This window comes from Rhodococcoides fascians A25f (assembly GCF_000760935.2).
In the GTDB taxonomy this organism is placed as follows: Bacteria; Actinomycetota; Actinomycetes; order Mycobacteriales; family Mycobacteriaceae; genus Rhodococcoides.
The window spans coordinates 5451720-5476984 of sequence record NZ_CP049744.1 but is presented as its reverse complement, the minus strand read 5'-3'; the positions used below and the strand labels follow the sequence as shown (position 1 = coordinate 5476984).

24 protein-coding genes are annotated in these 25265 nt (G+C 65.0%); 11 read left to right on the top strand and 13 right to left on the bottom strand.

The window, feature by feature from the left end; translation table 11 throughout:
* Positions 1-648 carry a TetR family transcriptional regulator gene (locus BH93_RS25675; RefSeq protein WP_032377491.1) on the bottom strand — a complete coding sequence of 216 codons (648 nt, stop codon included), beginning with the start codon at positions 646-648 and terminating at the stop codon, positions 1-3.
* Positions 649-763: 115 nt separating this feature from the next.
* Between BH93_RS25675 and BH93_RS25670 the strand changes: the two genes are divergently transcribed.
* The 3 genes from BH93_RS25670 to BH93_RS25660 all read left to right on the top strand — a co-directional run bounded on the left by BH93_RS25670 (position 764) and on the right by BH93_RS25660 (position 4373).
* Positions 764-1108, top strand: coding sequence for an ArsR/SmtB family transcription factor (locus BH93_RS25670; RefSeq protein ID WP_037171037.1), 345 nt, complete (start codon positions 764-766; stop codon positions 1106-1108).
* 108 nt (positions 1109-1216) lie between these two features.
* Positions 1217-2914, top strand: coding sequence for a SulP family inorganic anion transporter (locus tag BH93_RS25665; protein ID WP_037171038.1), 1698 nt, complete (start codon positions 1217-1219; stop codon positions 2912-2914).
* 40 nt (positions 2915-2954) lie between these two features.
* Positions 2955-4373 (top strand): xylulokinase, encoded by a 1419-nt coding sequence (locus BH93_RS25660; RefSeq protein WP_037171039.1) that lies wholly within the window; start codon positions 2955-2957, stop codon positions 4371-4373.
* Positions 4374-4425: 52 nt separating this feature from the next.
* Here BH93_RS25660 and BH93_RS25655 read toward each other — a convergent pair whose 3' ends face one another.
* Genes BH93_RS25655 through BH93_RS25625 form a run of 7 tightly spaced genes read right to left on the bottom strand, consistent with a single transcriptional unit; the run spans position 4426 to position 11790 of the window.
* Positions 4426-5499 carry an SDR family oxidoreductase gene (locus BH93_RS25655; protein WP_037171041.1) on the bottom strand — a complete coding sequence of 358 codons (1074 nt, stop codon included), beginning with the start codon at positions 5497-5499 and terminating at the stop codon, positions 4426-4428.
* A 46-nt stretch (positions 5500-5545) separates the two neighbouring features.
* Positions 5546-6283, bottom strand: a complete 738-nt coding sequence (locus BH93_RS25650) for a sulfite exporter TauE/SafE family protein (RefSeq protein WP_080738879.1) — start codon at positions 6281-6283, stop codon at positions 5546-5548.
* Positions 6283-7278 (bottom strand): ABC transporter ATP-binding protein, encoded by a 996-nt coding sequence (locus tag BH93_RS25645; RefSeq protein ID WP_032405205.1) that lies wholly within the window; start codon positions 7276-7278, stop codon positions 6283-6285. The genes BH93_RS25650 and BH93_RS25645 overlap by 1 nt, the downstream gene beginning before the upstream one ends.
* A complete protein-coding gene (locus BH93_RS25640; protein ID WP_032405206.1) occupies positions 7271-8290 on the bottom strand; it encodes an ABC transporter ATP-binding protein in 1020 nt (339 codons plus the stop codon). The genes BH93_RS25645 and BH93_RS25640 overlap by 8 nt, the downstream gene beginning before the upstream one ends.
* Positions 8287-9273, bottom strand: a complete 987-nt coding sequence (locus tag BH93_RS25635) for an ABC transporter permease (RefSeq protein ID WP_037171043.1) — start codon at positions 9271-9273, stop codon at positions 8287-8289. Before BH93_RS25635 ends, BH93_RS25640 begins: the two co-directional genes overlap by 4 nt.
* Positions 9274-9281: 8 nt before the next feature.
* The gene (locus BH93_RS25630) at positions 9282-10211 is read right to left on the bottom strand and encodes an ABC transporter permease (protein ID WP_037171045.1); all 930 of its coding nucleotides are present in this window, start codon (positions 10209-10211) and stop codon (positions 9282-9284) included.
* A 1-nt stretch (position 10212) separates the two neighbouring features.
* The gene (locus BH93_RS25625; protein ID WP_032405208.1) at positions 10213-11790 is read right to left on the bottom strand and encodes an ABC transporter substrate-binding protein; all 1578 of its coding nucleotides are present in this window, start codon (positions 11788-11790) and stop codon (positions 10213-10215) included.
* Positions 11791-12128: 338 nt separating this feature from the next.
* On the opposite strand from BH93_RS25625, the gene BH93_RS25620 reads away from it, so the two are divergent.
* The 3 genes from BH93_RS25620 to BH93_RS25610 all read left to right on the top strand — a co-directional run bounded on the left by BH93_RS25620 (position 12129) and on the right by BH93_RS25610 (position 13877).
* The gene (locus tag BH93_RS25620; RefSeq protein ID WP_080738880.1) at positions 12129-13124 is read left to right on the top strand and encodes a 2-hydroxyacid dehydrogenase; all 996 of its coding nucleotides are present in this window, start codon (positions 12129-12131) and stop codon (positions 13122-13124) included.
* A complete protein-coding gene (locus BH93_RS25615; RefSeq protein WP_037171047.1) occupies positions 13121-13516 on the top strand; it encodes a universal stress protein in 396 nt (131 codons plus the stop codon). The genes BH93_RS25620 and BH93_RS25615 overlap by 4 nt, the downstream gene beginning before the upstream one ends.
* 196 nt (positions 13517-13712) lie before the next feature.
* The gene (locus BH93_RS25610; protein WP_155290821.1) at positions 13713-13877 is read left to right on the top strand and encodes a hypothetical protein; all 165 of its coding nucleotides are present in this window, start codon (positions 13713-13715) and stop codon (positions 13875-13877) included.
* 71 nt (positions 13878-13948) lie between these two features.
* Here BH93_RS25610 and BH93_RS25605 read toward each other — a convergent pair whose 3' ends face one another.
* Entirely contained in the window at positions 13949-14842 is an 894-nt protein-coding gene (locus BH93_RS25605; RefSeq protein WP_037171050.1) for a LysR substrate-binding domain-containing protein, read from the bottom strand.
* Between the two features lie 169 nt (positions 14843-15011).
* Here BH93_RS25605 and BH93_RS25600 point away from each other — a divergent pair, with 169 nt between their 5' ends.
* Entirely contained in the window at positions 15012-16520 is a 1509-nt protein-coding gene (locus BH93_RS25600) for a SulP family inorganic anion transporter (RefSeq protein ID WP_037171051.1), read from the top strand.
* Positions 16521-16554: 34 nt separating this feature from the next.
* Positions 16555-16962: a MerR family transcriptional regulator gene (locus BH93_RS25595; RefSeq protein ID WP_032377504.1), complete on the top strand. Its 408-nt coding sequence runs from the start codon at positions 16555-16557 to the stop codon at positions 16960-16962.
* Between the two features lie 8 nt (positions 16963-16970).
* Here BH93_RS25595 and BH93_RS25590 read toward each other — a convergent pair whose 3' ends face one another.
* The 3 genes from BH93_RS25590 to BH93_RS25580 all read right to left on the bottom strand — a co-directional run bounded on the left by BH93_RS25590 (position 16971) and on the right by BH93_RS25580 (position 21173).
* Positions 16971-18227, bottom strand: a complete 1257-nt coding sequence (locus BH93_RS25590; RefSeq protein WP_037171052.1) for a lipase family protein — start codon at positions 18225-18227, stop codon at positions 16971-16973.
* A gap of 187 nt (positions 18228-18414) precedes the next feature.
* A complete protein-coding gene (locus BH93_RS25585; RefSeq protein ID WP_052064765.1) occupies positions 18415-20124 on the bottom strand; it encodes a ribonuclease J in 1710 nt (569 codons plus the stop codon).
* 119 nt (positions 20125-20243) lie between these two features.
* Positions 20244-21173, bottom strand: coding sequence for a serine/threonine dehydratase (locus BH93_RS25580; RefSeq protein WP_037171057.1), 930 nt, complete (start codon positions 21171-21173; stop codon positions 20244-20246).
* 92 nt (positions 21174-21265) lie between these two features.
* Between BH93_RS25580 and BH93_RS25575 the strand changes: the two genes are divergently transcribed.
* Genes BH93_RS25575 through BH93_RS25565 form a run of 3 tightly spaced genes read left to right on the top strand, consistent with a single transcriptional unit; the run spans position 21266 to position 24299 of the window.
* The gene (locus tag BH93_RS25575) at positions 21266-22804 is read left to right on the top strand and encodes a flavin-containing monooxygenase (protein WP_242459069.1); all 1539 of its coding nucleotides are present in this window, start codon (positions 21266-21268) and stop codon (positions 22802-22804) included.
* Positions 22801-23646 carry an SDR family NAD(P)-dependent oxidoreductase gene (locus tag BH93_RS25570; protein ID WP_037171058.1) on the top strand — a complete coding sequence of 282 codons (846 nt, stop codon included), beginning with the start codon at positions 22801-22803 and terminating at the stop codon, positions 23644-23646. Before BH93_RS25575 ends, BH93_RS25570 begins: the two co-directional genes overlap by 4 nt.
* On the top strand, positions 23643-24299 hold the full coding sequence (locus tag BH93_RS25565) for a TetR/AcrR family transcriptional regulator (RefSeq protein ID WP_052064766.1): 657 nt from the start codon (positions 23643-23645) through the stop codon (positions 24297-24299). Before BH93_RS25570 ends, BH93_RS25565 begins: the two co-directional genes overlap by 4 nt.
* Positions 24300-24310: 11 nt before the next feature.
* Here the strand turns inward: BH93_RS25565 and BH93_RS25560 are convergent, their stop codons facing one another.
* Positions 24311-25237, bottom strand: a complete 927-nt coding sequence (locus BH93_RS25560) for an alpha/beta hydrolase (RefSeq protein WP_037171155.1) — start codon at positions 25235-25237, stop codon at positions 24311-24313.
* Between the last annotated feature and the right edge of the window lie 28 nt (positions 25238-25265).

The window sequence follows — 25265 nt, the reverse complement described above, 5'->3', positions numbered from 1 at the left end:
TCAGTCTGTTGTGTGATCGGCCAAGGCGTCGACGACTTTCGCGACGGACATGCCCCGTGGGAACGACGCGACGACGATCTCGCCGAGGAATTGCGCGCGTACCTGCGCCAGCGCGGACCGCAAGTCGCTGACCGACGTGGGCAGCCCGTCGCGAATCATCCGTCGGAGGATGTAGTTGTGTGTTGCGGTCACCGAAGCCGAGAACTGCAGAATCTCCAGGTGCGAATGATCCGGCCGCACTCGCTGCAGATATTCGACGAACAGTCGGTCGTAGCGAAACACGGTGACGATCTCTCGATCGCGCAGCGCAGGGTTGCGGTGCACCACCTGATAGCGCAGGCGCGACATCTCCAGCCAGTCGGAGAATCGCTCGTACACCTGCTGCGCGGCGTCGCACACCGCCTGCCAGGGATCGCCTTCGTTCGAGTCGAGAAATGCGCCTGCCTGCTCGAGCAGTATTTCGTGATCGGCGAATACGACGTCTTCCTTGGCACGGAACTGACGAAAGAACGTCCGTCGCGAGATTCCGGCGGCTCCGGCTATGTCGTCCACCGTCGTCGACTCGTAGCCCTTGACCGAGAAGAGGTCGAGAGCCGCCGTGGCCACGGTCAGCCTGAAGTCGGTGGATTCGTCGGGTTCTCCGCGCATGTCAGTGAAGGTAGCGGAGTTTCGGTAAGGGCAGGGATAGCACTCGTCGCGTCGGCTGATTGCTAGTGTTCGCAAGTAGCCTGCCGCGCGGCGGTGGGTGGCACGGAGGGACGTCATGGCCACGGATTCGAGTCGACCGCTGTACCGAATGAAGGCCGACTTCTTCAAGACGTTGGCGCATCCCGCACGCATTCGAGTGCTGGAGTTGTTGAGCGAACGCGAACACGCGGTGTCCGAGATGCTGCTCGAGGTGGGCATCGAACCGGCGAATCTGTCGCAGCAGTTGTCGATTCTGCGACGCGCGGGTCTCATCGAGGGAACTCGCGAGGGGCTGTCCGTGACGTACACGCTGACGTCGCCGAAAGTGGCAGACCTACTGGTGGTGGCTCGGGAGATCCTGTCCGGGGTGGTGGCCAACCAGGTCGAACAGCTGGACGGCGGGCCCGGATCGCGCACCTGACTCGACGGTCCGACACGGTGTCGAGCGTCTCCCTGTCGCGCTGATTCATTACTTGCTAAACTTAGCAATCAGCTAGATCAGGGTCGATGAGTTCTCAGGAAGCGTCGCATGTCCGAACCGACGAAACACACCCGCGGATACGACGCACTGACGGCCGTATCCGCGCTCCTGCCCCGGTGGAGCGAGTGGAAGCCCGCGTTCCGCGCTCCAGGCGCGGACCTGTTGGCAGGCCTGATCGTGGCGCTGGTCGCGTTGCCGCTGGCCCTCGGATTCGGCGTCAGCACGGGGCTGGGTGCCGCAGCCGGCCTGACGACAGCGATCGTCGCCGGCGTCGTCGCCGCGGTATTCGGTGGCTCCCGCTTTCAGGTGTCGGGGCCCACCGGCGCCATGACGGTGGTACTCGTACCGATCGTCGCCCAGTACGGGCCAACCGGTGTGCTCGCCGTCGGGCTCATGGCCGGGGTCATTCTGCTGGCCCTCGCCGGTGCAGGCGTCGGCCGAGCCGTCCGATACATGCCCGCGCCCGTCATCGAAGGATTCACCGCAGGCATCGCCGTGGTCATTGCGCTGCAACAGGTTCCGGCCGCTCTCGGCATATCCGACGCCGAAGGCGACAAAGTGTGGCAGTCCGCGTTCGACGCCGCCCGTTCGTTCGTCTCGCACGCGAGCGTCCTGACCCCGGCAGTCGCGATCGCCGTCGCCGTCGTCATGCTCGTCGGTGGCCGCCTGGCTCCGAAAGTCCCGTTCTCCCTGGTCGCGGTCGCCGCGGCGACGGTGGTCACCCAGCTCTTCGATCTCGACATCGCCCGCATCGGCACCATTCCATCGTCGTTGTCCGCACCCAGCCTGAGCTTCTTCCACCTGGGCGACGTGACGGCGTTACTGGCTCCTGCCTGTGCCGTTGCCGCGCTGGCGGCCTTGGAATCGTTGCTGTCCGCCACCGCCGCGGACTCGATGGGCGTCGGCGCACGACACAACCCCGACCGGGAACTGTTCGGGCAGGGGCTCGCGAACATCGCCGCTCCTCTGTTCGGCGGGATTCCTGCCACGGGCGCCATCGCCCGGACTGCAGTCAACGTTCGATCCGGGGCCCGGACCAGGCTCGCCGCACTCACCCATGCGGTGATCCTTGCCGCGATCATGTACTCCGCCGCAGGGTTGGTGGCCGATATTCCACACGCGGCCCTGGCGGGGGTGCTGCTGGCGACCACGGTGCGCATGGTCGAGACCGCATCCATCCGGGCGATCACCCGCGCAGGCCGCGGCGACACCGTGGTGATGTTGTCGACCTTCCTCGTCACGGTCGTCTTCGATCTGGTGACGGCAGTGGCTGTCGGGGTCGGGTTCGCTGCCGTCCTGGCCCTGCGTGCCGTCGCGCGATCCGCCACCGTGGAGCAGGTTCCCTTGGACGCACTCGACGCGGTCTCGGAGGAAGAAGGCGACCTGCTGCGCGAACACATCGTCGCGTATCGAATCGACGGCGCGTTGTTCTTCGGTGCCGCCCACAGCTTCCTGCTCGAACTTGCCGACGTCTCGGACGTGAAGGTGGTGATCCTGCGCATGTCGCGGGTGACCACAATCGATGCCACCGGGGCCATCGTCCTCAAGGACACCATCACCGAACTCGAACACCGCCACATCACAGTCCTGATCTCCGGAGCGAAGACCGAGCATCTGCGTCCTCTGACGGCGCTGGGCGTGTTCACCACCAAGGACGACGATGCTCGACGCGTCTTCGACACCACTCCGCAGGCCATCGCATACGCGCGCACGCTGGTGACCGAGGCAACCACTCCTCGCGGGTAGGGTCGTAGATCACACTTGCGTAGGAAAGGACCAGCTCACCGTGGCTCTTGTTGCCGGAATCGACTCCTCCACCCAATCGTGCAAAGTTTTCGTTCGTGATGCCGAGTCGGGGGAGTTGGTCCGCCAGGGCCGAGCCGGTCATCCCGACGGCACCGAGATCGATCCGCAGCGGTGGAAAGATGCGCTGGACGAGGCGGTCGCCGATGCAGGCGGGCTCGACGACGTGGACGCGGTGTCGGTCGGTGCGCAGCAGCACGGCATGGTGTGCCTCGACGACGCGGGATCAGTGGTCCGTAAAGCGCTGTTGTGGAACGATACTCGGTCGGCGGAGGCCGCGACGGACTTGGTGTCGGAGTTGGGGAAAGAGACCGGCGTCGACGGCGGGCAAGCCTGGGCCGACGCCGTCGGAGTGGTTCCATTGGCCTCGATCACCGTCGCCAAGTTGCGATGGCTTGCCGACCACGAGCCGGAGAACGCCGATCGCACTGCGGCAGTGTGCCTTCCGCACGATTGGCTCAGTTGGCAGCTCGGTGGCGCAGCGGGGCTCGACGCCCTGGCCACCGACCGTGGCGACGCCAGCGGCACCGGCTACTTCTCGGCGGCGTCCGGCGAGTATCGAACAGATTTGCTGCAGTTGGGCTTTCGTGGTCGCAATCCATTGTTGCCCCGCGTGGCCGCGCCGAACGAGGCGATCGGCCGTACACCGGCCGGGGCACTGATCGGACCGGGGACCGGGGACAACGCCGCGGCAGCGCTTGCCCTCGATGCGCAGCCCGGTGATGTGGTCGTATCGGTGGGCACCTCCGGCGTCGTATCGGCCGTGACCTCGGTTGCGGCAGCCGACGGTTCGGGTCTCGTCGCCGGATTCGCCGACGCCACCGGCCGCCAGCTGCCGTTGGTGTGCACCCTCAACGCTGCCCGGGTGCTCGATGCCACGGCGCGGCTTCTGGGCGTAGATCATGACGAACTGTCTCGATTGGCGCTGTCGACGACCAGCGAAGGCCTGGTGTTGGTGCCGTACCTCGAAGGCGAGCGCACCCCCAACCGTCCCGATGCATCCGGTGCGATTCATGGCCTGCGACTGAACAATTCGACGCCGGGTCACCTGGCGCGGGCAGCAATCGAGGGACTGCTGTGCGGTTTGGCCGACGGCATCGATCACCTGCGTGCACAGGGGGTGCAGACGAAGCGGGTGCTGCTGATCGGCGGCGGCGCAAAATCTTCTGCGTTGCGGGAGCTTGCCCCGGCGATTCTCGGCGTTCCGGTGATCGTGCCCGAGCCGGGGGAATATGTCGCCGACGGAGCCGCGCGTCAGGCGGCGTGGACCCTGGCCGGGACCAGCGAGCCGCCGACCTGGGCGCAGGCAGCGTCGAAGACATACGAGGCAGACCCGACCCCGGCGGTGCGCGATCGCTACGCCGAGGTGCGGGATCTGACCGAGGGCACCACCGCCATGTGAGCGGAAACTCGTAGCCCACTACGAAGTTCCACTCACATGCGGCGCAGCCGCTCTAGGGAATCAGGCGCGCGTCTCGGTATCGCTGGATCACCGAGGCGATGGCATCGGGCGTGGATCGGAAGCCGAGGAAGCCGGCCTTCTTGGACTTGTTCATGTCGGTCAGGCATTCCATGTCGCGGCCGAGGTCGCCGTCGGTATGCCACCACGATGCCAGCCGGGAGACGTCGCTCTCCACCAGATCGTGCTTCTCCGCGATGCGCTTCCACGCAGCAGCCGCGTCGGACATGCGGGGTTCGAGGGGACGCGGTTCGGTGTCGAATCCCTCGGGCTCGACGCCGAAGTGCGCTGCGAACTGCGGCCACAGCCAGCGCCAGCGGAAGACGTCACCGTTGGCGATGTTGAACGCCTCGTTGTGCGCATTGTCATCGGTTGCGGCCCAGACCATCTGCTCGGCGAGCAGGTCGGCGTCGGTGAGGTCGGTGAGTCCGTTCCACTGGGTTTCGGAGCCGGGGAAGACGAACTTCTCGCCGAGTTCCTTGCAGATCGACGCGTACACGGACAGCGTCAGCATCATGTTCATCGCGTTGCCGACCGCGAAGCCGGAGATGGTGTGGGCGCGGTGCACGCTCCAACCGAATCCGAACTTCTCGGCACCGGCGAACAGTTCGTCTTCCTGCGCGTAGTAGAAGTTCGGGGTGTCGAGGCGGTCCTCGGTCTCGTGGAACGGCGTCTCGGCCATCACTGCCTCACCGTAGGCATCGAACGGTCCGAGGTAGTGCTTGAGTCCGGTCATCAGCGCGACGTGCTTCACCGACTCGAGGGGCCCGAGAACATTCAGCACATTGCGTAGGGTCGCCGAGTTGACCTCGATGTTCTCCTGCTCGGAGTCCTTCTTCATCCATGCGGTGAAGAACACGACCTCGGGGCGAACGTCCTTCAGCGCCTCCTCGAGCGAGGTCACGTCGAGCAGATCCGCAGCCACCGGCACGACGCCGTCGACGGGGGTACTTCCGCTGCGACTCAGTCCGTAGGTGGTCCAGCCTGCATCGAGTGCTGCGTGGCACAGGGCCTGCCCGGAAATACCGGTGGCACCGACGATCAGCGCGCGCGTGGTGTTCGTAGTCATCGTGAGCGGTTACCCATTGCGACCGATGCAACACGTGACACGGCCCTCACATCAGCGCGAGTACCTGCTGGGCGACGAGAACGAGTGCGCCGGCTGCGGAGACACCGATCGCGGTGATGCGCAGGCGTCGACGATCGAGAACGCGATTGACCACGCGAGAGAGCAGGAAGCCGAGAACTGTCGCCGGGGCCAGGAACACGAACAGCGTCGCGGTATGGGCGTCCACTGCACCGGCCACCGCCAGTACCGCCAGCGAGATGAGTGATCCGACGAGGAAGAAGCAGCTCATGGTGCTGCGCAGTTCGGCTCCGGTGTTGCGTTGCCACACCAGGGCCATCGGCGGTCCGCCGATGGAGGTGGCCGTTCCCAGAATTCCCGACGCGGCCCCGGCCACCACCAGGTTTCGTCTGTGCGGCAACGGGACCCAACCGAAGGAGGTCAGGGCGACGCCACCCAACACCACCAGTGCTAGCAGGATGGCCAATCCACGCTCGGGCAACAGGACGAGCAGCAGTGCTCCCACCGCCGATCCGGGTAGGCGACCGGCCAGCGCCCACCCCGCGCCCGAGAGGTCGAGGGCAGTGCGATCACGAACCAGAACGAGCACACTGACGACCACGGCGAGCATGATCAGCGTCGCTGGGATGAGGCCGGGGTCCACGATTGCCACGATGGGTGCGGCGAGCATGCCCATGCCGAATCCGATGGACGCCTGCATCGCCGATGCGAAGAAGATGGCCAGCGCGACGACGACGAATCCGGTGACGCTCAGGTCTGTCGCCATCACGTCCCGGCAGCGACGAGGCCGAGATTGCCTGCGGCGAGTGGATAGTGGCATTCGGCGATGTGATCGGCCTCGTCGGCGTCGAGCGCCACCGGGGGTGCCTCACTGGCGCACAATTCGGTTGCCTTCCAGCAGCGTGTGCGGAACCGGCATCCCGAGGGTGGGTTCAGCGGTGACGGAACCTCGCCCTTCAACAGGATCTTCGTCCCACGGGTCGACGCGTCGAGGGTGGGTGCGGCCGACATCAACGCCGCTGTGTACGGGTGCGCGGGACGCTCGAATACTGCTTCGGTAGCGCCGGATTCGACGATACGGCCCAGGTACATCACCGCAACACGGTCGGCGACGTGCCGAACGACCGACAGATCGTGCGAGATGAACACGTAGGAGATGCCGAGTTGCTTCTGTAGGTCGTTGAGCAGGTTGAGCACCTGCGCCTGGACCGAGAGGTCGAGTGCGGAGACAGGTTCGTCGCAGATGATCACATCGGGGTTCAATGCCAGGGCCCGAGCGATGCCGAGGCGTTGGCGTTGACCGCCGGAGAATTCCTGCGGGAATCGATTCTCGTCGCTCGGTCGAAGGCCCACCAGATGCAGCAGCTCACGCACTCGGGCGGAGCGGTCGCGTCGAGTCTTGTAGAGGCTCTTGTGGGTTCGCCACGGCTCGCCGATGATGTCCCCGGCCGTCATCCTCGAGTTCAACGAACCGTAGGGGTCCTGGAACACCATCTGTACTCGTCGACGCCACGCGAGGAGTTCCTTGCCGCGCAGAGCGAAGGGATCGATGCCGTCGAAGGCGACGGTGCCCGAGTCGGGCCTTTCGAGCATCATCAGGGTGCGCGCGAGAGTGGACTTGCCGCAACCGGATTCGCCGACGAGGCCGAGGGTCTCACCGCGTCGCAGATCCAAGTCGATGGCGTCGAGGGCGCGGAGCTTGCCGCGGCCGACATCGAAGGTCTTGTTCAGGCCGCGCACGGTCAGCAGTTGCTCAGACATGGCTGGTTACCTCGTTCGGGAAGTGGCAGGCCGACATCCGGCCGTTGCCGACGGATTCGAGCTGAGGGCGAGTGCTGATGCAGATCTCGCGGGCCAGGGGGCAGCGGGCCTGATAGACGCACCCGTCGGGGATGGAATGCAGATCCGGTGGGGTGCCGCCGATCGACTTCAGATCTTCACCGCGGACGGCGTGTACAGGCACCGAGTCCAGCAAGCCCTTGGTGTACGGGTGGCGCGGTTCGCCGAACACCTCGGACACCGGTCCGGTTTCGACGACGTTGCCCGCGTACATGATCGCGACCCGGTCGGCCTCCTCGGCCACCAGGGCGAGGTCGTGGGTGATGAGCACGACGGCCATGTCGTGTTCGGTACGCAATTCCTTCAGCAGAGCCATGATCTGGGCCTGCACCGTGACGTCGAGCGCCGTGGTGGGTTCGTCGGCGAGCAGTACCGACGGGCTCAGTGCCACGGCCATTGCGATCAGCAGGCGTTGACGCATCCCGCCGGAGAACTGGTGCGGGTACGAGTCGGCGCGTGATTCCGGCTCGGGGATGCCCACGCGGGCCATGAGTGCAATAGCTTCCACCCGAGCCTGTTTCGCCGACATGCCGCGATGGATCCGAAACGGCTCGGCCAGTTGAGTTCCCACGGTGTAGACGGGATTGAGTGCCGTCAGTGCATCCTGGAACACGATGGCCAGTTCGGTGGCCGCGATGGTGCGTCGAACCTTGGTCTTGGCGGTCACCAGGTCGACCTCACCCATCTCGACCGAGCCGCCGGTGATGTCGGCGATCGGCTCGAGCAACCCCACGATGGCCTGTGCCGTCATCGACTTGCCGCAGCCCGATTCACCCAGCAGAGCGAGGGTTTCACCGCGGCGGGCGCTGAAGGTGACGTTGTCGACGGCGCGAATGACACCCGACGGCGTCCGCAGATCGACGGTCAGTCCGCGTACGTCCAGGGCGACGCTGCCGGTGTCCGGTCGCTGTGGTGCAGTTGCCGGTGCGCTCATGAAACGACCTTTCGTACGGGGAGCAGGCGGGACCGCTTGGAGCGGGGGACATTGAGTCGCCAGCGCTGCGCCGGGTCGGTGGCGATGCGCGCCCAGGCGGCGAGCACGGTGGCCGAGACGGTCGTCAACACGATGGCCAGGCCGGGGAAGAACGAGAGCCACCACGCGGTCTGCAAGTAGGTGCGGCCCTGCGAGACCATCAGGCCCCACGAGACGTCCGGCGGCTGAATGCCGATGCCCAGGAAGCTCAGTGACGACTCGGCGAGGATGACGAAGCAGAAGTCCAGGGTCGCGACGGTGAGCAGGGTCGGTAGCAGGATAGGGGCCACGTGGCGTCTGATCACCGATCCGCTCTTCGCGCCGAACGTGCGGGCGGCGTCGACGAACAGCCGGCTCTGCAGTTCTGCTGACTCTGCGCGGGCGGTACGCAGGTAGATCGGGATACGCGTGACCGTCAGGACCAGAACGATGTTCGCGGCACTGGGCGAGAAGACGTAGAGCACGACGACGGCCATCAGCAGGGACGGGAAGCTGAGGATGACGTCGGCGACGCGCATCGCCGCGGTCTCGCGCCAGCCGCGGTGGAAACCGGCCCACATACCGATGAACGAGCCGATGATCGCCGAGAGGATCACGGCCGGAATGGCCACCGACAGTGTGGTTCTGCTGGCCACGATCAACCGGGCCAGCATGCTGCGACCCAGGGGATCGGTGCCGAGGATGTTCATCCAGCCGGTGTCGAGGGTGAACGGCGGTAGGTTCGAGCGGTCGAGATCCTGATCGGTGGCGGCGTCACCGACCAGCATCGGGCCGAAGATCGCGGTGAGGAAGACCAGCACCAGGATCGCGGCGGCGACGGTGGCCACCCTGTCGCGTAGGAGCAACTTCCACAGCGGAGCCGACGCCTTGCGGGCTTCCACCGGAGCCGACGGCGGAACATCCTCGGGCTCGGATGTTTTCGGTGCTTCGAAGTCGAGTGACATGTTCTTACCTAGACCTTCACCTTGTCGCGAACCCGGGCGTCGAGCAGTGCATAGCAGGCATCGATGACGATGTTGAGCACGAAGATGCTCACCGCCGTCAACAGCACGGCCGCCTGCAGAACGGCGAAGTCGCGCTGCAGGATGGCGTCGATCATCAGTTTTCCGATGCCGGGCCAGCCGAAGATGGCCTCGACGACCACTGCGCCGTTGACGAGCCCGACCATCAGGTCGCCTGCGACGGTCAGCGCCGGTGCGGCAGCGTTGCGCAGAGCGTGGTGGGTGACGACCCGAAGATCGCCTGCCCCTTTGCTTCTCGCGAGCCGAACGTACGGTGCCGACAATGCCGAGACCATCGCACCCCGCACCACCTGGGTCAGTACTCCGAGCGGGCGAATGAGCAGCGTGGCGATCGGCAACACCCACGAGAGCATTCCGCTGTCCACGCCGGAGGTGGGCAGCCAGCCGAACACGATGGCGAAGACGTAGACGCCCATGATGGCGAACCAGAAGTCGGGGATGGACGCGGCCGTCATCGACAGCAGGCTCGAGATGCGATCGGCCAGCGAGTTCGGTCGGTACGCAGCCCAGCAGCCGATGATCACGGCACCGAGGATGGCGAGGAACATCGTCGCGAAGGCGAGCTGCAGCGTTGCGGGGAAGGCGCGCAATGCCATTGCCGACGCGTCCTCACCGGTACGGAGCGACTGCCCGAAATCGAGTTGCAGGACGCCCTTGAAGTAGTCCAGTAGCTGCGTCAGCACCGGCTGATCGAAGCCGTTGGTGGCGCGAAACGCCTCGCGCTGTGCCTGGGTTGCCGACTCGGGCAGGTACAGGCTGGTGGGGTCGCCGGTGAGACGAGCGAGGAAGAATACGCCCAGCAGGACGACGAACAGTGGGATCAGGCTGGTGTAGATCCGTCGGCGCAGAAATCTGAACATGTCAGGGCCTCTCGGTATCGGCGCGCGTCATCGCGGCCAGGTGCATTTCGTCGACAGTGGCCGAGTCCGGCGTGTAGTCGACCGAGGCGGCCTTGGCGAGCACCCCGTTCATGTGTGCGATGTAGGCCATCTGCATGATGTCTTTCGGTTCGTCCGCGAACACCTGCGCGTACGCGGCCTGCCTGTCTTCTCCGGTGAGTGCGCCGGCAGCAGCGATCTCCTTGTCGAAGTCCGCTGTGCCGTAGGCACTCTGGAATCCGTCACTGGTGAAGTACTGGTCGACGGTGAAGGCCGAGTCGCCGGCCTGATTGCCGTGCTGAATCACCAGTAGATACGGCCCGACGTCCGGGAACGGGCGTTCCTGGTATTCGGCGGTACCGGCGGCGTCCATCATCTCGATCTTGACGTTCATGCCGATCTTGGACAGCGAGTTCTGGATGACCTCCACTGTCTCGTTGATCTTGGGGAACTGTCCGGTACGTCCGATCAGGCGGATCTCGGTGTCCACCGGTACCCCGTCTGCCCGCGCCTCGTCGATCAGCGTGCGGGCCTGGTCCATGTCGTAGGGCCACGGAGTCAGGTCCTCGTTGAAGCCCACGACACCCTCGGAAATCAGTTGTGCTGCAGGTGAACCGAGTCCGCGGAACAGGGCCTTGACGATGCCGTCGCGATTGATCGCGTAGTTGATCGCCTGCCGCACCCGGATATCGTCGAGTGGCGGTTGAGCGGCCTGGATGCGCAGCGCCGTTGTCTCGTTGTTGGGGTAGGCCACGCCGAGGTCGCCCGCACCGTCCTCCGGTCCGACCGACGTTGCGATCTCGGCCTCGCCGTTGGTCACCATCGATGCGCGGACGCTGCCCTCACTGCGCCACTGGTACTCGGCCCTGGCGTACTCGGGTTTCGGGCCCCAGTAGGTCTCGTTCCGTACCAGGGAGAGCTTCTGGCCGTAGTCCCACCGCTCGATCGCGAACGGTCCCGTTCCGATCGGTTCACGCACGCGCTCGGTGTAGCTGGCTGTGCGCGGGACCATCTCCACGAACGAGAGGCGCAGCGGCAGGATGGGGTCGGGTTCGGGGGACTGCACGGTCAGCGTCATCGGGTCGACAGCCGTGACCACCAGGTTCGCGTCGCCGAACACGTACCCCTCGACGTTGCAGCCCAGTTCCGAATTGACCGTGCGGTCGATGGAGAACGCGGCGTCCTCGGCTTCGAAGGGGCTCCCGTCGCTGAACGTCACGCCGGGGTGGATGGCGAACGTCCATTCGGTATCGGAGGTTTGTTCCCACGAGTCGGCGAGCTTGGGTTCGAGATCGCCGGTGCTGGGATTGCGCTCCATGAGCGGCTCGGTGATGTTCGAGCGAGTGACGACTCCGACCGACGTGAGCGAGACGTCGCAGGCCTCGAGGGTCGGAGGTTCCTGGGGCAGGACGATGCGCAGAGTATCTGCGCGGGCGGCTCCACCGTTGTTGGAGTTGGCGACGGTGCAGCCGCTGGCGATCAGTGAAAGTGACAGTGCGCCAACAGCAATTGCCGCGACGCGGTGGGTCCGTCCCTGCTGCACGAAGAGTGCAGGGCTCATGGTGGCCTCCAGTGGGAAAAGGATCCGCGTCTGCGAGTTGCAGCCGAATCTGTGACGGTAGACACACGGTATGAGCGGGCTGTCTTCATCGTCAACCGGACGAAATGCCCTTTCCGGCCAGTTTTGTGGGTCACAAAGACAGTTTTGATGAGGCCTGAATCACATCCGTAGGGGGCTGACCAGGCCGGATGTGGGGAAGACTGGACAAGCCTGCATCGGCAATGCGTCGTTCATGCCGTTTGGGTATCGGTCCATGTTATTTCCGTGTTGGACAGGTATTCGAGAAGCGGCATACCGTACAGGAAACGCGCACGTTCCACCATCTCGCGAGGAGAACAATGGTCACCGTCAGCTCGCAGAGTTCCTCTGTGTCTCAACCGGATTCGCAACAGGGCGGTCGAGTGCTCCGAGTCGGACCGCTCAAGCCGTCGCTGATGGACACGTTGGTCACCGAGTACGACGCGCTGGAACTGCCCGAAGGGGATGGTCGCGACGAATTCCTCGATGCGCACGGCGAATCGATCACCGCAGTGGTGACCTCCGGCCGCACCGGCGTCGATGCCGCGTTGATGGAGCGATTGCCGCAGCTCGGAGCTGTGGTGAACTTCGGCGTCGGATACGACACCACCGATGTCGGCGCCGCAGCAGACCGCGGCATCGCCGTCAGCAACACTCCCGACGTGTTGACCGACTGTGTGGCGGACCTCGCCGTCGGTCTGGTGATCGACACCATGCGTGGGCTGTCCTCCGCCGAGAGGTTCGTGCGTGCCGGCCGATGGCCCGCCGAGGGCAACACGCCGCTGACGCGCCAGGTCACCGGCACGCGCGTCGGCATCATCGGCCTCGGGCGCATCGGCTCGGCAATTGCCGATCGGCTCAACGGGTTTCGCTGCGAGATCTCGTACCACAATCGCAACGAGATCGACGGTTCGCCCTACGTCTACGCGGCCAGCCCAGCAGCGCTCGCCGAGAACGTCGACGTCCTGATCATCGCCGCATCGGGCGGCTCGGGAACTGCGCACCTGGTCGACCGCGCCGTGCTCGAAGCGCTGGGACCGCAGGGCTATTTGATCAACGTGGCGCGCGGCAGCGTCGTCGACGAGGAGGCGTTGATCGAGTTGCTTGCCGCCGGGCAGTTGGCCGGTGCCGGCCTGGACGTGTTCGCACAAGAACCGAACGTGCCCGACGCCCTGCTGACGATGGACAACGTGGTGCTGTTGCCGCACGTGGGCAGCGCGACGGTGGAGACGCGGGCCGCGATGGAAGCCCTCACGCTCGAGAACCTCGATCGCTTCCTTGCCGACGGCACCCTCGTCACGCCGGTGACCAAGTGACGGTCGTCGTCGGCTACTCGCCGACCATCGAAGGAAAAGGCGCGCTGCCCTTCGCTTTTCGCGAGGCGCACATGCGTGGAACGGATCTGATCATCGTCGCCGAGGACAGCAGCGCAGCCGACGCCGAGTTCGGTGCCACCGTCGAATCGGCTCGCGAAGAGAGCTCGGCGCTCGGTGTCACGACGAAAATCCACGACAACGAGGCCGGTCGCTCGCACGCCGACAATCTGATCGACCTGTCGTTCGACGAGCAGACACAACTGGTCGTCATCGGTATCCGACGCCGATCGCCCGTCGGAAAGTTGTTCATGGGCAGCATCTCTCAGCGCGTTCTCCTCGAGGCGCACTGCCCGGTGACGGCCGTCAAGCCGCCGGTGGGGTTGCCGCGATAGTTCGGTCGGGCGGCCTGCGTTCGTGCATTCGGTAGTGAGGTCGGCGGCGGCAGGAAACGTCCGGTGGGTAACCGCTGATCCATCTCGCCAAGAATCTTGGCGTAGCGGTTTCGAGCCGTGGTGACACCGGACGACCTGGCGGAAACCGACCCAAACCGGCGACAATGGAGATTGACGGAGAGACGGAGGGCCCTCGATGACCACCACCGAGAATCGCGCCACAGGCCGCGGACGCTCGTTGAAAGTCCGATCCGCAGCCGCCGAAGCCTCCATCAAACTCCGCGAATATGACAACAAGCCGGTCCCTCAATGGCTCCGTGACGTCGCCGCTGGCAAAGACACCAAGCCGCCCAGAGACTGATCAACCGACGAACCCACGCAGTACGGCACTCGCGCGGCCACCATCCCGCACGCAACTCGATCAGCGTCGCATCATGACCACTCCCGCGTCGGCAGCACATCGGTCATGAAGCGGTGCAGTGCCGGGTTGTCGTTGTCCACGCGCCAGGCCGCGTCGAGCTCGACGGGGCGCTCCTTCACGGTCCGAACCGGCCGAAACACAACACCCTCCGGCCGCATGGTCGACGCCGACTCCGGTACCAATGCCAATCCGATGCCGGAGCGAACGAGCACCAGCATCGTGTGCACCTGGGTCACGTACTGCACGTAGCGCGGGGACACCCCGACGATGGTGAAGGTGCTGATCAGCAGTTCGTGGAAGTACCGCGCATCGACGGGTGAGTACATGATGATCGGCTGCTCGTCGAAGTCCTCCACCGACAGTTCGTCTTTCTCGGCCAGCGGGTGATGCTCGGGCATCGCTGCGATCAACGATTCGTGCAGCACCGGCCGGGACGCGATGCCCGGTCGCTTGAGTGGTGGCCTGGCCAACCCGAGATCCAGATCGCCGACGGCCAGCGATTCCATCTGCACCGCCGAGACCATCTCGCGCAGAACGAGTTTCACGTCCGGTAGTTTCTCGCGCGCGGCGTCGAGCAACTGCGGGAGAACTGCATGCGCCGATGCGCCGGTGAATCCGACGACTACCGTCCCCAGGTCGCCGGTTGGGACCCGTCGAACAGTGAGCAGTGCGCCCTCGGCGAGGTCGAGGATGCGTCGGGCCTCGGGTAGGAAGGCCAACCCCGCGGCCGTCAGGGTCACCGACCGGCTCGTGCGGTCGATCAGCTGCACACCGACCTCGCTCTCGAGCTGTTGGATCTGCCGGCTCAGGGGAGGCTGCGTCATGTGCAGCCGCTCGGCTGCGCGGCCGAAGTGCAGCTCCTCGGCGACGGCGATGAAGCAGGAGAGCCTGTTGAGCGAGAACATCGATTCATTCCTTGCATCGAGGAGTGAGTTTGTTGTGCCTCCGTATATGAATCTAGCTCACCAGTCGTGCCCTGACGATTGACAACCTTCTCTCCGGTAAGAGTAGAGTTGCCCGCGGAGTGGACGCCGTACCTGTCGCAGTCCCTCGCACCCATCGAACGGAGTTGTCGTGTCTCGAGCTGCCCAGGTGCCTGCCACCGCCGTCGAAGACGTCTCGGTGCTGGGTGCGCTGCGCTCACCGAGGCGGCTCAAGACCGAGGTCCTCGCGGGCCTGGTGGTGGCATTGGCGTTGATTCCGGAAGCCATTTCGTTCTCGATCATCGCTGGTGTCGACCCGCGCGTCGGGCTGTTCGCGTCGTTCACCATGGCCGTCACCATCTCCATCGTCGGTGGACGACCGGCGATGATCTCCGCTGCGACCGGTGCCATTGCGCTCGTCGTAGCCCCGTTGGCGCGGGAGTACGGCCTCGACTACCTCATCGCAGCGGTCATCCTCGGCGGAATCCTGCAGGTCCTGCTCAGCGTTCTCGGCGTCGCCAAACTGATGCGGTTCATCCCGCGCAGCGTCATGGTCGGATTCGTCAACGCGCTGGCGATCCTGATCTTCACCTCGCAGGTTCCGTACCTGATCGGGGTGCCGTGGTTGGTCTATCCGATGGTTGCCGTGGGGCTGCTCATCATGTTCTTCCTGCCCAAGCTCACCACCGTCGTGCCGGCACCGCTGATCGCCATCGTGATATTGACCGGCGTCACACTCGTCTTCGCGCTGGCCGTGCCCGACGTCGGCGACGAAGGTGAACTGCCGTCCTCGCTGCCGTCGTTCCTGATCCCGAATGTGCCGTTCACCGTCGACACGCTGAGCATCATCGCACCGTTCGCGCTGGCCATCGCCCTCGTCGGGCTGCTCGAATCGCTGATGACGGCCAAGCTCGTCGACGACATCACCGATTCGCATTCCAACAAGACCCGCGAGGGCTGGGGCCAGGGTGTGGCCAATCTTGTCACCGGGTTCACCGGCGGCATGGGTGGTTGCGCGATGATCGGTCAGACCATGATCAACGTCAAGGTCTCCGGTGCGCGCACTCGGATCTCGACGTTCCTCGCCGGTGTCTTCCTACTGATTCTGGTGGTCGGTCTCGGCGACATCGTCGCGCTCATTCCGATGGCCGCGCTCGTCGCGGTGATGATCATGGTGTCCATCGGAACCTTCGACTGGCACAGCATCAACCCGAAGACGTTGCGCCGCATGCCCAAGAGCGAGACCCTCGTCATGCTGGCCACCGTCGCGGTCACCGTCGTCACTCACAACCTCGCGTACGGGGTCGTCGTCGGAGTGATCACCGCGATGGTGCTGTTCGCCAGACGGGTCGCCCATCTGACCGAGGTGGTCGACGTGGCTCATCCCGACGAGGACACCCGCGTCTACGCGGTGAGGGGCGAGTTGTTCTTCGCGTCGAGCAACGATCTGATCTATCAATTCGACTACGTCGGAGATCCGAAGAACATCGTCATCGACATGTCGGAGTCGCACATCTGGGACGCATCGACCGTGGCGACCCTCGACGCCATCACGACCAAGTACGCGGCGAAGGGCAAGACGGTGGAGATCGTCGGGTTGAACGCGCCGTCGACCGAGCGGCACGATCGTCTCAGTGGAAACCTGGGCGGCGAGCACTGACTAGGGTGGACGCTCGGGCGAGGAGAGGCGGCACATGGCAGACGACGGCGTACACATGCAGATCGGGCAGGTAGCTCAGAAGACCGAGCTGTCCATCCGCACCGTTCGTCATTACGACGACGTAGGCCTGGTCACGCCCTCTGCCCGCTCCGCAGGTGGATTTCGGTTGTACACCGAGACCGACGTCGAACGCCTGCTCGTCATTCGCCGGATGAAGCCCCTCGACTTCACGTTGGCCGAGATGAAGCAGCTACTGGAATCCCTAGACATTCTGGGCGACGAGAACGCGACCGACGACGCGAGGTCGTCGGCCGCGGCTTTCGTTCGTGACTGTCATACCAAGGCCGAGGACAGCTGCCGCACGTTGCGGCGGCAGCTCGCCTACGCAGAAGAGCTGACCGAGGTGTTGTCGACTCGCGGAGCCGCAGCCCGGAGCGAGTAGGTTCGGCTCTAGCGGCCGAAGCTACTGCATCCGGGTCGAACCGGAATTCCCGCGAGGCGGTCGTCCAACCACGCGAACGCAGCGGGAGCTCCGCTGCCGGCAACGATGCTGTGCTCACCCAGATATTCCTCGAGGCGGACGTCGGCTCCGCGTGAACACCACTTGTCGAACACGGCCTCGGGACCTTCCTTCGGAATCCAGAACTCCTGCTGTCCGTGATACAGGAACACCGGTGCCGTCGGGGTTCCGCCGTCTCCCAATCGATTCTGATCAGCAACCGCGAGCGCCAGTGGAGAATTGAACGCATCGGGAGTGATGGACAGTGACTCGATACGGATCGGAGCAACGAGTCCGAACGGTGCAATCCCGACGATGCACAGGTCCTTCGACGTCTGTGCGAGCCGCCACCCGTCGTCGTTGTAGAGCGACAGCATCTCCGGGTACTCGCGCGCCACGCCCATCGCTGCCGCGAGGAACACCGCCGACGCCAAGTTGCCGTTCATGGACTGACGTAGCAGCGCGAAGTCGGTGGGCGTTCCGCCGAACGCTGCGCCGACAATGTTCAGTTCGGGGGCGTAGGCCGGGGCCTCCTGCACGGCCCAGCCCGATGCGATCGCCCCACCCGAGTAGCCCGTAAGACCCAGGGGCGCAGTCGGATCGAGGCCGACAGCGGCGGTCGTGACCGCGCCGCGCAGGCCGTCCAGTACGGCGTGCGCCGCCATCGGTCCGACGGCGTACGCATGGCGTGGCCCCTGATGGTCGGTGACGACGACGGCGTAGCCCCTCGCCAGAAGCAGCTGCACGGGTGCCAATTCCGGAGCGATGCCGCGTTGCATGGTCCACGATGGCTCACACGTGGCGCCGAGCGAATCGATGGCCATGTTGTAGGCAACAACAGGGCGCGGACCGGGCGAGGTCCACGGCGCAGTGGGGACGATGACGCTGGTGACGATGGCAGCGGGGCGGTCCTTCGCGTCGGTCGAGGCGACCAGCAGTTGGGTGGTGGTGACCGGGGTGAGAAGTGGTCCGACGGTGACGCTGCGGGTTCGCAGAACTGTTCCGGGGGCGGCCATTTCGTATCCGGGCGGCGGAACGACCCACGGATCGTCGAGCGGTGTTGCGGCGATCGATTCGGCGGTGCGCGGCGGGTTCTGGAAATCGCCGAGTGGATCGGCACCCGCCGACCATTGCCCGCCCGACACCACCAGTGAAACCGCAGCGACCACCGTCGCATACCGACGGCCGAATTTCGTGTACTTCCCCATCGAGACCCCCCGGTCTAAGTTCCGGATCGTTACCGGAGCTTTCCAAACGACTCTAGGGGCCGGAACCATCTACAGGGGCCGAACGCAAAATTTGCTCGGATCGGGCGGGGACTGGCGTACCGGGCAGGAGCCGTTCTACACGCGGCTTTCTTGTGGTCACGTCACCTCGCCACTGAGAAGACGTGCTCTAGCCGTCGACGACCACCGGGACGATGAGGGGCTGACGGCCCAGGGTCTGCTTGGCCCACCGGGCCGATTCCTGGACGATGCGCTTCTCGATGTGCTCTCGCGAGGCAACGTTGACGTCGCTCTCGCGGGTCAGAGTCTTACCGATCGCCTTGGCCAACGAGTCGAAAGCGTTGGCCTCGTGCGCGAACCCGCGTCCGATGAAGTCGACGTCGTCGACCAGCAGGCCGGTGTCGGGATCCACGATCGCGATGACGGTCAGGACGCCCTCGTTCGCAAGCAGGCGACGTTCGGCCAGCGAATCCTCGGTAACCCCGCCGACGGCACTGCCATCGACGTAGATCAATTCGATGGGGACGCTTCCGGTGATCTGCGCGACGCCGTCGAACAGGTCGATGACGCTGCCGTTCTCGGCGATCAGCACGCGATCGCGAGGAACGCCGGTCCTGATCGCGAGATCGGCGTTGGCGCGCAGGTGCCGCGACTCACCGTGTACGGGAAGCACATTGGCGGGTTCGAGGATGTTGTAGCAGTAGACCAACTCGCCTGCACTGGCGTGGCCGGAGACGTGCACCTTCGCATTTCCCTTGTGCACCACGCGTGCACCCTTGTCGACGAGACCGTTGATGACGCGGTAGATCGCGTTCTCGTTTCCGGGGATCAGGCTGCTGGCCATCAGCACGGTGTCGCCGTCGCCCACCTTGATCTGATGCTCACCCGAGGCCATCCGCGACAGCGCCGCGAGGGGCTCGCCCTGCGAACCGGTGCAGATCAAGGTGATCTTGTTCGCCGGAAGCCTGTTGAGCTTCGGTAGATCGACGACGAGCCCGTCGGGTACATCGAGGTAGCTCAGATCCGTCGCAATCTTCATGTTGCGCACCATCGATCGCCCCACGAACGCGACTTTGCGGCCTTGCGCATGCGCGGCGTCGAGTACCTGCTGGATTCGGTGTACGTGACTGGCGAAGCTCGAGACGATCACGCGTCCCGTTGTTTCGCGGAACACCTTCTCGATGGCCGGGACCAGATCGCGTTCCGAGACCATGAACCCGGGAACCTCGGCATTTGTCGAGTCGACGAGGAGGAGATCGAGCCCTTCCTCACCGAGGCGTGCGAAGCTGCGGAGGTCGGTGATCCGACCGTCGAGCGGGAATTGGTCCATCTTGAAGTCGCCGGTGTGTAGCACCAGCCCGGCGTCGGTACGAATGGCGATGGCCAGACCGTCGGGAATCGAGTGGTTGACGGCAATGAACTCGAGCTCGAACGGGCCTTCCTGGCGCGTTTGCCCTGCCTCGACCTCGATCAGCGTGGTCGAGACCTTGAACTCGTCGAATTTGGCCGCCAGGAAGTGCAGTGTCAGCCGCGACGAGATGACGGGGATGTCGCCACGCTCGCGCAGCAGGTAGGGGACGCCGCCGATGTGGTCCTCGTGTCCGTGGGTGAGGACGATCGCAACGACGTCGTCGAGACGGTCGCGGATGCAACTCCAGTCGGGGAGGATGACGTCGACGCCGGGCTGGTGCTCCTCGGGGAACAGGACGCCGCAGTCGACGATGAGCAGTTTTCCGTCGTACTCGAACACGGTCATGTTCCGGCCGATCTCGCCGAGACCGCCGGTTGCGATCACGCGAAGGTGCCCGGCCTGGAGTGCGGAAGAGGCTCGCTTTCTCGGAGCGGCGGGGGATTTCCGGTTACGTGGTGATCGCGACATGCGTCCAACGCTACGGGGGGTTCTCGTCCCGGTCTCGACCCCGGTCCGAAGATTCGCAAATTCTTCCCCGTCGAGGGTGTGCTGCCCGGTGCTTACCGGCCTCGGCTTCTCGGCCGGTGTCAACCCAGGTCGGAGGGATCGGAGTTCGCTCCGCAGAGGATGATTGCGACCTTTTCGCCAGGTTTCGGTTCGTATCTTTTCGCTCTGATCGCAGCGACCGCAGCCGCAGCCGCATGCTCGACGACGAGGCGCCGCGAATCCCACAGGTGTTGTCGCGCTTCGACGATGGCGTCGTCGTCGACGAGTACGGAGGTGGTGTCCGACGCCGCGGCCGCAGTCAGTGCGAGTGGCGTGACCCGGCGCGCGCCCAGGGAATCTGCGGCAATCGAGTCCACCGGTACGTCGACAGGGAAACCTGCCTCCAGCCCCGCTGCGAAGGCTCGACACTTCTCGGGTTCGACGGCCACCACCCGAACACCTCGTTGCGCCGCGACAGTCGCGATGCCGGCGAACAGTCCGCCTCCACCGACCGAGACCACGACGGTGTCGAACGCGTCGGCGGTCAGCATGTCGAGCAGGAGCGTTCCGGCCCCCGCAGCGATCAGCGGGTTGTCGTAGGCGTGGGAGACCAGAGCGCCGGTGTGCGCGGCGTGGTCCATCGAGGCCTCGAGCGCCTGCGCGTACTCGGTCCCGACGGCTCGAACGTCTGCGCCGAGGGCGATCAGTTTCGCCTTCTTGAACTCGGGCACCGTGGCGGGCACGAACACGGTCGCAGGCACGTGGCACTTCGTCGCCGCCCACGCACAGGCCAACCCTGCGTTTCCTCCCGACGCGATCACGATCCCCGCGTCGGGCATCGTTCCCGCCTGCCGGTGCGCCGTGACGAAGTTGACGGCTCCGCGTGCCTTGAAGGTTCCCGTGTGCTGCATGAACTCGGCCGCGAACAGCAGGTTCGGGGGCTCGGCCGCGATCATCGTGACCGGTCTGACGGTGCCGGCAATACGTGATTGGGCGTCGACGACGTCGTCGTACGTGATCGCAAGAGGCACTCACCCATTGTGGCCCTCTCACGTGGACGTCCGGCGAAGGGGACATCGACTGCCGAAACCATTGCGGAATCACGCGTCATCACTTTAAAGTGATGACGCGCATCATCGGATTGCGTTTCGTGCAGGAGGGGTTCGTCAGCATGCATATTCACACCGTGGTGATCATCGGCAGTGGCTTCGGTGGCCAGTGCGCAGCGAAGGCATTGCTCGATCGAGGCATCGACGACCTCGTCATTCTGGAGAGGCGATCCTTCCTGGGTGGCACGTGGAAGCAGAATCGCTACCCGGGGGCGGCAGTCGACGTGCAGAGTCCGCTGTACTCGATCGCGTCCGAACCGTTCGAGTGGTCGCGTATGTTCGCCGAACGCGAGGAGCTCGAGCGGTACACCGACCACGTTCTCGAATCGAACGGTCTGCCGGCGCGAACGCATGTCGACACCGACGTCCGGAAGATCGAATGGGCGGGAGACCACTGGACCATCTCCACCTCGCGAGGCGACTACGCGGCGAAGTTCGTCGTCAACGCGTCGGGACCACTCAGTACACCCGTCATACCGCCGTTCCCCGGCCGGGAGAAGTTCCAGGGCACCCAGTTCCACACCAACGACTGGCACACCGAATACGACCACGCAGGCAAGCGAGTAGCCATCGTCGGCAGTGGTGCCAGTGCGGCGCAGGTGATTCCCGCGATCCAACCCGATGTGGCGCAGCTGCACGTCTTCCAGCGCACTCCGCACTGGGTGATGCCACGTCACGATCGCGAATTCACGCCGTTGCAGCGCAGGCTGCTGAAGCTGGAACCGATCCGCAGGCTGGTCCGCGCCGGGATCTACTGGAGTCTCGAAACTCGCATCCTCGGCTTCAAGTACTCACGGACGATGTTGAAGGCGGTGGCGCAGCGAACTGCGGTGAAGCACATCGAGTCTCAGGTCCCGGATTCCGAGCTTCGTGCGAAGGTCACCCCGGACTACGTCATCGGGTGCAAGCGGGTTCTGCTGTCCAACACGCTCTATCCCGCGCTGGGGCAGGCGAACGTCACTCTGCACGACAAGAACGACGGCATCTCGGAGATCACCGAAACCGGAATCGTCACCACCACCGGCGAACACGTCGATGTCGATCTGCTGGTGTGGTCCACGGGATACGACGCCACCGACGGCGTCATCTCGTACCCGGTGATCGGACGGGACGGCCGGGCCCTGTCCGACGTCTGGGATCCGTACCCGCGCGCGTACCTCGGGACCACGATTCCTGGCTTCCCCAACCTGTTCGTCGTCACCGGACCGAACACCGGAATCGGGCACACTTCCGCGATCTTCCTCATCGAGGCACAGATGGAGTACATCGTGCGGGCCGTCGACGCCGTAGAGCAGACGGGTGCAACGGCCATCGAGGTCACTGCCGCCGCCGAGCAGGATTACACCGACACCATTCATCGCGAGATGGAAGGCACCGTCTGGAAGGACGGCGGCTGCCACAGCTGGTACCAGTCCAAATCCGGACACGTGGTTGCCATGTTCCCGGGATTCAGCTTCACGTTCCGCCGGTGGGCCAAGCGTTTCCGCCCGCAGGAGCACCACATTCACATGGCACCGACGGTGACCACCACACGGGACGAGGTTTCGGCATGAGCAAGCACACCGGACAGGTAGCGCTGATCACCGGAGCGGCAGGCGGTATCGGTTCCGCCGTGGCGACCGCACTGCATCGACGCGGTGCCTCGATCGTTCTGGTCGACATGGAGTCGACCGATCTCGAGTCGGTGGCGGCGAAGCTGGGCAACCAACGCGTGGCGATCGCGTACGCCGACGTCACCGTGCGGGAGCAGCTCGACGCGGCCGTCGCCGTCGCGATCGACACGTTCGGCAAGCTCGATGTCGTGATGGCCAACGCTGGAATCTCCAGCGGTGCACAAGCATCGACCGTTCGATCGATCGAGGACGGCGTGTTCGAGCGGGTCATCGGCGTCAACCTGATCGGCGTGTGGAACACGGTGCGTGCCGCCCTTCCGCACATCGTCGAGTCCGGGGGCTACGTGCTACTCACCTCGTCTACCTACGCGTACCTCAACGGCCTGGCGAATGCGCCCTATGCGGCGTCGAAGGCGGCGGTCGAACAGCTCGGCCGTGCTCTGCGTACGGAGCTGGCCGGCACGAAAGCGACGGCGGGAGTGCTGTATCCGGGATGGGTCGCGACGCCGATCGCCGAAGTCGCGTTCGGCGGCGACGACGTCGCGACAGCCATGACCGCCCGCGCCTTCCCCACGCCGCTGCTCCGCCCGATCACCCCCGACAAGCTCGCCCGCGTGGCTGTTCGAGGTATCGGACGGCGAGCTCCGCGAATCGCCGTGCCCGGTCGCTGGATTCCGATCTCGATACTGCGCGGCATCGTCAACCCGATCATGGATGCCACGATGGAGCGGGACGCCGAATTGATCCGGCTCACTGCCGAACTGGATGCCCGACGGTCATGAGCACAGTGTCCGAAGCAGCCGGCCGCGCCTACGGCGGTGAGAGCGCGGCCGACCGCGACGACCGCAGGCGGAGGCAGCTGCTGGATGCGGGACTGCGGGTGTTCGGCAGTATCGGGTATCGAGCCGCGACCGTGCGCGGATTGTGCCGCGAGGCCAAGATCGCCGATCGGCACTTCTACCAGTACTTCGACAAGACCGAGGATCTACTGCTCGCGGTGTACGCGGAATGTATTGCACAGCTGACCGACTCGGTGTCCGAGACCATCACGGAGGTGGATTCGGGCAGCGAGATCAGGGCCGTTGCCGAGCAGCTGCTCGAACCGTTCTTTCGGGTGGTCGAGGACCCGCACCTCGCCCGGGTGGTGTGGATGGAGGTGCTCGGGGTCAGCCCTCGCGTGGAGCAGACCTACCTGACGGTGATGCAGCAATTCGGGACGCTGCTGCTCGGTTACCTCCGCACGTTCGCGGGCGATGTACCGTCGGGCCCCGATATGGATGTCGACCTGCTCGCGACCGCCGCCATCGGCGGCATCAGCCACACCGCAATGACGTGGTACCAGAGCGGCTATGCGGCCGAGCGCCGCGTGGTCGTCGCCACCATCGCCACCATGCTCGCCAATATCGTTGCGCCGCTGACTGACACTGAGTCCTAGTATCGACAGACTCAGCCCACCGGCACAGTCTTTTTCAGGAACTCGAGCTGCTCCTCGACGATGATCGGGAACAACGGCTGCACGTACGGGTCGAAGTGACCACCCTCGTGGATGTGCACGGTCACGTCGGAGATCGTGCGCGCGACTTTCTCTGCCACCGCCGCCGGAGTGACGGCGTCCTCGGACATGATCTGCATCAGGACCGGGCATGCGATGTTCGACGCGGTCTTGCCCGGCGAGTACAGCCCGATTCGCAGAAGGACCCGTGCGGCAACGGTTTCCGGGTAGTCCCCGGCCTTCAGTCCGGACTCGGCGAGGAGCAGGTCGCGACCGGGCGCGGCGTCGGGGGTGGACATGACTGCGACATCCCCTGGAGCACCCACTGATTCGACGTAGCGAGGGGAGCGTCCGAGCAGTGCTCGAACCTGGTCGACCACGGCAGATGGAGCAACTCGAACGGTGCGCCGAAGTCCGGTCGCGCGCACGGCTGCGAATCCGTCGACGTGCGGAACCTGTGCGATCACGGCGGCGAAATTCTCTCCCGCACCTGCCCTGGTGAGCACGTGCCCGCCGGCGAAGGAGGTACCCCAACCGACGATGCGGGTGGAGTCGATGCCGTCCAGGGTCCGGGCGTACGCGACGGCGTTGGTCCAATCGACGAGCTGTTTACCGATGTCGAGGAGTTGACGCGGCTGTCCGTCACTGTCGCCGAAATGGCGGTAGTCGAAGACGAGAACCGCGTAGCCGGCACGGGCGAACACCTCGGCGTAGGCATACAGGCGTACTGCGCGCGGGGTGCCGAATCCGTGGGCCATGACCACGGCCGGAGCGTCGACCGACGTGCCGGTCGGTCGATACACCGCGACGGCGCACCGGACTCCCTCCGAATCGAACCATTCGTCGCTACGGCGGTATTCGGGTTGCTGCTCGGCGCTCATACGGTCGTCCTCTTCCGGGTCCTTGATC